Raw genomic sequence first — 8,338 nt, 5'->3', positions numbered from 1 at the left:
ATATTCCACTTAAGTGGTCTTTCTAATTCAGAAAAATCATAATAGAAGTAACAATGATCTTCCGCAATATGGCGCTTTTCAGAAATAATACTGAATAGCGTCTTTATTTGTTTGCTTTTTTCACGTTCAAATTGTTAATTCTATAGTGTAAAATTAGTAGGAGAAATATGGATATATAGGAAATTTTATATTAGTTAAAGTCATCTATTATGAAGGTAGGTGGGGATTTGAGATAAGGCAAATTAAACTTATAAATGTCGAAGACATATTAGGTTGTGAAGATTGATATCTAGAGGTGTAAAAAATGAAAAAAAGAATATTTTTAATTACCGCTTTATTATTGATATTGTTAATATTAGGAGTATACTATATTTTTATTTATACTGAAAAAAGCCTTAATGAAGAAGTTGATACTATTATGTATGAAGAGATTGAACCTAAGGGAATGGTAATTACAACTGAATCAATAGCTGATAAGAATTTGGAGAAGTTAGTTTCAAAAGGAATAGACCATTTTTATTCTAGAAAGCCAAATGAAATTAACATAACTGAAGTTTCGAACATTGAAGGTGGAACTTTTGCCTCGTTTACATTAGAACAAGGTAGTTATTACGGTGTTTTGTATTCAGTTAAGAATTCTCAAGGTGAATATCATCTAGAAGACATAGATATATCTAAAGCTGATTTAGAAGAGGCAATAAATGTTTCTCATCTACTTGGGGATACCAATGGAGATGTGAAACAAAAGTATCGTATTATTAGTGGGAAAATTAACGATAAAGTAGATTCAGTGGTTATCTTTTACCCTAATAGTGATTACACCGTCATAGAATTAGATGATACTCAAAAGACATTCATGTACGTGAACGTTGGTTATGTAGAGGCACCAAAAAAAATAATTGGTAATTTGAATGATGAAGAGGTATTCTCAATTGTGTATTAGCTGTAAAATTATTTATTAGTGATCCCATTCCAACAGTGCCTTTCTTAACTCCTCAACCTTTTGCAGATCTAGATAGTTTCATTACAGAAAAAATTTTTTTAACAACGTCGATTCTGAAAATTTTATTCCACAATCTGGCGCAAGAATATAGTAAAGGCGATCCTGAGTACCTTAAGGATAAGTCTATTAAGAATGGGCACCAGGTAATTTGCGAATCTTATAATACGAAATGGCGCATATCTAAGAGGTATGCGCCTTTCTTTATGAGAAAATACAAAAATTTAAATTTCGAACATTGTGATTACTTCAATTACAAAAAATCTTAATAGTCAGCTTATTTTTAAAAAGTGAAATTATTGTGTACATCCATCCTCATTCATATTTATTTTCATTTTCATAGTGTAAACTGTATGAGACTAAGTTAATATTACTAACATTGGAGGTTTCTAATGATGAAAAAATATCTAATTAAGATGACAGCTATAATGATATCTATTTTTGTTTTATCAGCATGTGGAACAACTAACGATGAAGGTTCTGCTTCTTCTGACCAAAAAGAAAGTCATGAATTAACTGTTAGTGGTTCAAATTGGGAATTTGATCAAGAAACATATACGATCCCTGCGAATGTGGATGTAACGTTTAATTATGAAGATACTGCAGGTGTTCATGGGGTCAAATTAAGACCATATGATGATAAGGATAACATTATTGCAAAAGTAATGGATGGTGACAGTGCTACAATTAACTTAGAACCAGGTACGTATGAAATCCGTTGTTTAACATTTTGTGGTGACCCCGGACACAAGGAAATGAGATCTCAACTAGTTGTTGAATAATGGATTAGTAATTCTGACTAATAGACAACCTGAATTTTTTCAACAATCGGGCGCTGTTCAGTAATAACACTGAGAGCGTCTTTCTTTATGTTTTGAGGGATATTGCTCAATTTGGTAACCTCAATGGACATTGTGCGTATTAGTTTGAAGTTTTTCAAACCAACTGAAAATAGGCTTTTATTCGAATCATTAACTACTCAGTCCACTATGATTTTGTTTTTAGCAGGAGCTTTAGCAAATGTGGCTTTATTACTCCCAGGAATCAGTGGGTCACTGTTCGTATTTTATCCAGGGATTACATTAACTATTACAATATCTTATTAAGTGTTTTCTTTTTTTATTGGTATATTTATAGCAATTAAGTTTGGAGAAGAAAGATAGATTGTATCACCGACGGTTAAGCTTTTGTAGTTGGAAACAAAAGTGATACTTAGCTTCAAAGGGAGTACTATTAAAATTAGACAACTTTAATTTATACTTATAAATAGATATTAGAATTTGGAGGAAACACATCTATGAATAATAAACTATATATAACTTTCAATGTATTCATTGTTTTAATTTGTTGCTATATGCTTTATCAAAACATATTTGTCAGGCAAGTTGGAATGAATATTACCTCCATAACTGTCCTTCTTCTTGGAAGTTCTAGTATAGTTGCAATAGTCCGAGTTATGAAGGAAAAGGTTGACTAAGTATACAAAAAAGATGAGCCAGCCCTTAAATCTAAAATATTACTTTTATGAAGCATAATGATTTATTAGTGTTTTTAACTAATGTCCAACCTGAGAATTGTTATTCAACATATGGCGCACTTATTTAACAGTGCGTCTTTTTCTTGTATTGGGCCATATTGTGGAATAAGAAATAACAAATTTTTTTGATTTATTAAATGTATGGTCTGTAATGTAGAGGAATCTTTTGTAACAAGGTATTCAAACAAAATACTGTAACAATAAAAATTCTCTATTGATAGAAAATATATAAATATTTTGAAAAATAATGTAATATATTGTTGTAATGTATAAATATTACAATTCAAATAACATTGGAGATGTATTACATGAAATCATTTAAGAGTAATATAGTTTTCATATTTTCAACTTCACTTCTGCTAGTCATACTTATATCTGGTTGTTCAAATCAACAGGAGTCTGAGAGTACAGAAAGCAGTCAAAGGATTACTAACAGTGAGGTAATAGAAACAATGCAATATGAGAACACTGAACATATTAAACCTATCGAATTGGAAAGTTCGGACTATAGTGATCTAGAATTTTTAAAAGATATATTAAAAGACAAGAGAGTGGTAATGCTAGGAGAAAGCTCACATGGAGTTTCAGAATACAGTCTGATTAAAAGCAGGCTAATAAAGTTTTTACATGAGGAGTTAGATTACAATGTTGTTGCATTTGAAAGTGGATTAGCAGAGATATATGCAGCTAATGAAATGCTTTCAGATATAGGTACTATAAAAGGAATGAAAAGTTCCTTATTCTCAGTGTGGCATACAGACCACAACATAAATTTGTTTAAATACATCAAAGAACAAAAGGCTACTGAGAATCCTATTAATATAGTAGGTTTCGATATGCAACCACAAAATTTATATATAAATTATTATTTTAAGGATAGACATACTGATTTTACAGCAAACATACAATCTGTAGAATTAGAATATTATGAGCTTGTTTACTCTTATAAAAGTAAAAATTATCCAGAAAATTGGCTTGAGGTAAGCAAAACATTAATCGAGAAATACAACTCTCTGTTGAGTCAATTAAGTCAAGGAGAACCTTTATTGGGACAAAGTATAAGAGAGGATGAAAAACAATGGTTCAAAAAGATTTTTGAACAAAGAATTAAGTCTCTTAATGAAAGATACACTATAGAAAATGTTGGGAATCCTAAAGGTGATTTTGAATCAAGAGACAAAATAATGTCTGATAATTTAGTCTGGTTATTAGAAGAAATGTATCCAGATGAAAAATTTATTGTATGGGCACATAATGATCATATTATGAAAAATAGATTAACTATCAAAATGGATCGAAATAAACTATATATGAATATGATAGAATATTTACCAGAAACTATTAAGGAAGAATTATATATAGTAGGACTTTATATGTATAGTGGGAAAAATACATTCAACAACAGAGAAGTTGTTGAAGTACGCACTGATCATAAAGAAAACTCGATTGAGTATCATCTAAAGCAACCAGGATATCCCGTTTCATTTTTAAATATTGATATAAAAGATGATGCAACGAATACATATTGGTGGAATTCTGAAGTAACAAGTAAGTTTTGGGGAGGAATTGATGAAGAAACATTTATCCCTAGTGAACAGTATGACGGCCTCATTCAGGTTGAGGAAGTGAATCCTCCAAATTACCGTTAGAATAATCACTGAAGAAGAGAAAAGAATCTACCTATAAACTTAAAAAACTGTATAGCTATATTATACAAAATGGCGCAAATCTGAAATATAGATATGTGCCATTATTCATTTTAGGGCCATATTGTAGAATAACGAAAAATGATAATATGCTAAAATTAAAGATATTGTGAATGAAGGTTCTTTGAGTAATAAATAACCATGACGCTTTAAATCATGGATTTAGAAAGAAGTGAGAATTTGGACTTTGCACAAAGAGAGTTTGTCGAAAGGGCTCTTAAACATTTATTTGTTGAAAGCCAATTAGATGGGATTAAATTTGGTTTTGGACCAGGTGCAACTTTTATTCGATTTGTTCATTATACATCTAAGAAAGAACCAAGTGAACTTTGGATCAACATTGAGTCAAAATGGACTGTCTTTCCATCTGAAATGAACGATGATTTTCCTAATACGGAGTATGAAAAAGGTGACTTAACTGAAGAAGAGGAATTCATGTTAGTCTTTCAATTACGGAGAGACAAAGTTGTTGATATCAAATTAGGTGATACTGTACCAAATATTTTCATTGTTTTCCAATCCGGTTTAACGATGTTTGTAAACGGTCGCCACGATATGTATGAGTGTTGGCAAGCTGGAGATGGTGCAGGATATTCTGGTGAAGAATGGCTAATAGTTGCAGCTCCTGAAGACGATATTGCTATATGGGCACCTGATGACTTTCAATAAAGGATATTTATATTAAGGATTATTAGAAATCGAAATATCAATCCTATAGACTTGGTAACTAAAAGAATAAAATAGATACAATAGGTAAGGTGAAAATTATGGTTTATTTACATACTTTTTTATTTCCAGATGAGGATAGAGAACTTAACTTTTTCTGGGACATAAAAAGAACGTGCTATGACTCGTTTTATCCATTTAAAATTTTATCAAGAAAAGGCTTAGAAAATATTGTTTTTGAGCCATTGACGATTTTGTATGGGGGAAATGGTTCAGGGAAATCTACTGCATTAAATGTGATAGCTGAAAAAACAGGAATCGAACGTGATTCTATCTATAATAAATCTAATTTCTTTCCTGATTACGTCAATATGTGTGTGATGCAGCTTAAGAATAACATTCCTGAAAATAGTAGAATTATTACTAGTGATGATGTATTTGACTATATGTTGAATATCAGGAATCTCAATGAGGGAATTGACCAAAAACGAGAACAACTTTTTGAAGAATATATTGATGCTAAATATTCCTATTTTCAGATGGAATCTATGGCGGATTATGAGAAGTTAAAAAAAGTTAACACAGCTAGAAGTAAAACTCAGTCCCGTTTTGTAAGGAATGAATTGATGGATAATGTGAGGGAGCATTCGAATGGGGAAAGTGCATTCAAGTATTTCACTGAAAAGATTGGAGATAACGGACTTTATATTTTGGATGAGCCAGAAAACAGTCTTTCTCCAAAACGTCAGATGGAATTGGTGCAATTTATTGAAGACTCTGCCCGGTTTTTCGGCTGTCAGTTTATAATATCAACACATTCTCCATTTCTTCTATCCATGAGGGGGGCAAAAATTTATAATCTTGATGAAAATCCTGTTAAGGTGGGACGGTGGACGGAACTAGAAAATGTTCGTACATACTATGAATTTTTCAAAAGACATGAAAATGAGTTTTGAGGTTGTTCAATATCATTGAATAATTTTTCATCACTTCCGAAATGGTAAAAGATTCAACGTTAGTTCATGGGTAATGTTTAACGGGTTTAGCTAGACACCTAGTTCTTGATGTTTGGGTAAATAAATAGTTGTTATTAGACAATTGGGCACTTCTCTGTAATACAGCAGAAAAGTGCTTATTTTAACTTACGCAAAGGCCTAAGTTGTTATTTTTGCGAATATGACAATATATATTACCAATAAAAAAATTTGTATTTATTGAAACGTTTTATACACCTGCTTTGTCTAACAACTAGAGAAAAGGAGGGGCAAGTTTTGTCAAATATTAAGAAAGTTCGGCGTGCAAAAAATGGTAATAATAAAGCTTTTCAGGAGTTAATAGAGGAAGAAAAGGTCAAAATGTATAAAATTGCCTACGTCTATTTAAAAAACGAAGAAGATACGCTTGAAGTTTTTCAAGAAACGGTATATAAAGCTTTTATTTCGATCAAAAACTTAAAAGAAGAAAGTTATTTTTCAACATGGTTGACTCGGATTCTCATCAACACTGCTTTTGATTATTTAAAAAGGAAGAAGAGAATTATTCCAATGGAAACAGAAATTTTAGAAAGTAGAATAAATCCATATTCTTCAAATGAAAAAGACCTTGATTTACTTCAGGCAGTCATGGAATTAGATGAAAAATATAAAACAGTGTTAATTTTACGATTTTATAGAGATTATTCTGTTAAGCAAATTGCTGAATTATTGAATGTTCCAGAAGGTACTGTAAAAACAAACATACATCGAGGTGTCAATTTGTTAAGAAAAAAGTTTAAGGAGGAATGTGTAAATGAGTAGCCAATGGCCTGATATAAAAAAAGCAATGGATAAAATACCTGTTCCAATGGATAAGTTGGATACGATTACTGTAAATACGATCAAAGAAAATCCCAGCAAAAAAAATTCGAAGAAGAAAAAGGCTCTCTATATGTTTAGTGCAGCAGTAATAACATTTGGATTGTTTATAGGTTCAGCAAGTATTTCACCGACCATGGCAAAAATCGCTTCTCAAGTTCCAATCATAGGCAATTTTTTTAATGAATTTAATGATGAAGGGTTAAGAATAGCAGGGGAAAAGGGCTTAACGCAAGTTATCAACCAATCTTCTAAGGATAATGGGGTTACCTTAACAATAAATGAATTATTTTATGACGGAACACGGCTGACATTGGGGTATACACAAGAGTCTTTGTTCACATTCGGTGAGCTTGAACGGCCGACAATTGAAGTGAATGGTAAGGATATTAATTTCAGCACTGGTTCTTCAGGACAATTTATTACACCCCAAAAATATCAAGGATACATAGAAATTCAACCTACTGAGGAACTGCCAGAAGAATTTGAGATTAAGCTAAAATTTGATGCTGTAGGTATTGTACCAGGAAAATGGGAATTTAAATTTCCTGTTCAGCAATCCAGTCAAGTTAAAGTTTTTAAGCCACAGGAAGTGAAAATTATTGAGCAGGCAGAGGTTAAACTTTCCTCTTTAAAACTAGGTCCAGCTGGGACTGATCTTTCAGTACAAGTAACTACGGATCAACAAAATAAAAAGCTCGATCCGTATATGTTGAATTTTTTTGTTTTAGATGACGAAGGGAATGTATTGGATAATGTTAAAGGTAGTGGTTTTGGTGATGAAAAAAATGGAAAAGAAGAAGCTCACCTTAATTACCTTTATAGTCCAATACATGAGAGAACAAAGAAAGTTAGAATTATTCCTTATACAACCCCATCTACAGATGGCACGGTGTCTATGCTTATAGAGAATCAAAGTTTACCTTTTGTATTAGATCAAGGTGATTTTGGTACGGTTCTTATTACTGATATAACCTATTTAGCAGATAAGATAATTGTACGGTTTGACGTTCAAAGTGATGTCTTTGGTAATAACCTTTCAAAAAATCCAATATCAATTTGGATGGAAGATGCTGATGGGAATAACTTATTTATGGAAGAAAAACCGTGGGCTGAAAAAATAGAAGGAAATAGTTTTAGGCAAGAATTTGTTAATAATGAGAAGGAAGGTTTACTGATTGCAACCTATAAACCTATTATGTATGAAGGCTTTGAAATAAAAATACAATAAATTATCTCATTCATACCTGTAAGTAAATGAGGAAACCGAAAGTATATTCATCTTAAGGAACATATAGGTTAGATATTTCAAAATCTAATATCGTTGTTGTCACAAAAATAGGTATTAGAAGAAAAAGTGATTTTCCGCTATATGGCGCAAGAATATAGTAAGCGCCATCCCGGATACCTTAAAAATAATAACTGTTAATAACCAGAAATGTACTGGTTGATCGCATATCGGGTGCTTATCTCTAATATGGTAAGCAGCCTTTTTTTGTAAAAAAAGATTGAGTTAATCGTCATTTTTTGAAATAATTGGAATCAAGCTAACGAGAGTTTATGGAGTAAAAACTTT

At 31.4% G+C, this 8,338-nt stretch carries 8 protein-coding genes; all 8 read left to right on the top strand.

Going from position 1 to position 8,338, the window contains the following annotated elements; translation table 11 throughout:
- The first annotated feature begins 304 nt into the window (after positions 1 to 304).
- Entirely contained in the window at positions 305 to 943 is a 639-nt protein-coding gene (locus JM172_RS23620) for a hypothetical protein (protein WP_214484837.1), read from the top strand.
- A gap of 452 nt (positions 944 to 1,395) precedes the next feature.
- Entirely contained in the window at positions 1,396 to 1,782 is a 387-nt protein-coding gene (locus tag JM172_RS23615) for a cupredoxin domain-containing protein (protein WP_214484836.1), read from the top strand.
- Positions 1,783 to 1,905: 123 nt separating this feature from the next.
- Positions 1,906 to 2,106: an undecaprenyl phosphate translocase family protein gene (locus JM172_RS23610; RefSeq protein ID WP_214484835.1), complete on the top strand. Its 201-nt coding sequence runs from the start codon at positions 1,906 to 1,908 to the stop codon at positions 2,104 to 2,106.
- Positions 2,107 to 2,845: 739 nt separating this feature from the next.
- Entirely contained in the window at positions 2,846 to 4,186 is a 1,341-nt protein-coding gene (locus tag JM172_RS23605; RefSeq protein WP_214484834.1) for an erythromycin esterase family protein, read from the top strand.
- Between the two features lie 213 nt (positions 4,187 to 4,399).
- Positions 4,400 to 4,912 (top strand): hypothetical protein, encoded by a 513-nt coding sequence (locus tag JM172_RS23600; protein WP_214484833.1) that lies wholly within the window; start codon positions 4,400 to 4,402, stop codon positions 4,910 to 4,912.
- A gap of 98 nt (positions 4,913 to 5,010) precedes the next feature.
- Positions 5,011 to 5,865 carry an AAA family ATPase gene (locus tag JM172_RS23595; RefSeq protein ID WP_214484832.1) on the top strand — a complete coding sequence of 285 codons (855 nt, stop codon included), beginning with the start codon at positions 5,011 to 5,013 and terminating at the stop codon, positions 5,863 to 5,865.
- Between the two features lie 315 nt (positions 5,866 to 6,180).
- Positions 6,181 to 6,705 (top strand): sigma-70 family RNA polymerase sigma factor, encoded by a 525-nt coding sequence (locus JM172_RS23590; RefSeq protein WP_214484831.1) that lies wholly within the window; start codon positions 6,181 to 6,183, stop codon positions 6,703 to 6,705.
- Positions 6,698 to 7,993, top strand: a complete 1,296-nt coding sequence (locus JM172_RS23585) for a DUF4179 domain-containing protein (RefSeq protein WP_214484830.1) — start codon at positions 6,698 to 6,700, stop codon at positions 7,991 to 7,993. Before JM172_RS23590 ends, JM172_RS23585 begins: the two co-directional genes overlap by 8 nt.
- The last annotated feature ends 345 nt before the right edge of the window (positions 7,994 to 8,338 follow it).

Source organism: Bacillus sp. SM2101, from assembly GCF_018588585.1.
Classification (GTDB): Bacteria; Bacillota; Bacilli; order Bacillales; family SM2101; genus Nanhaiella; species Nanhaiella sioensis.
This window is presented reverse-complemented; position numbering and strand designations above follow the sequence as displayed.

Excerpts from the sequence above, each read along its gene's own strand:
- JM172_RS23620 (WP_214484837.1), top strand. The coding sequence starts at position 305 with ATGAAAAAAAGAATATTTTTAATTACCGCTTTATTATTGATATTGTTA.
- JM172_RS23610 (WP_214484835.1), top strand. The coding sequence starts at position 1,906 with ATGGACATTGTGCGTATTAGTTTGAAGTTTTTCAAACCAACTGAAAAT.
- JM172_RS23615 (WP_214484836.1), top strand. The coding sequence starts at position 1,396 with ATGAAAAAATATCTAATTAAGATGACAGCTATAATGATATCTATTTTT.
- JM172_RS23585 (WP_214484830.1), top strand. The coding sequence starts at position 6,698 with ATGAGTAGCCAATGGCCTGATATAAAAAAAGCAATGGATAAAATACCT.
- JM172_RS23605 (WP_214484834.1), top strand. The coding sequence starts at position 2,846 with ATGAAATCATTTAAGAGTAATATAGTTTTCATATTTTCAACTTCACTT.
- JM172_RS23600 (WP_214484833.1), top strand. The coding sequence starts at position 4,400 with ATGGATTTAGAAAGAAGTGAGAATTTGGACTTTGCACAAAGAGAGTTT.
- JM172_RS23595 (WP_214484832.1), top strand. The coding sequence starts at position 5,011 with ATGGTTTATTTACATACTTTTTTATTTCCAGATGAGGATAGAGAACTT.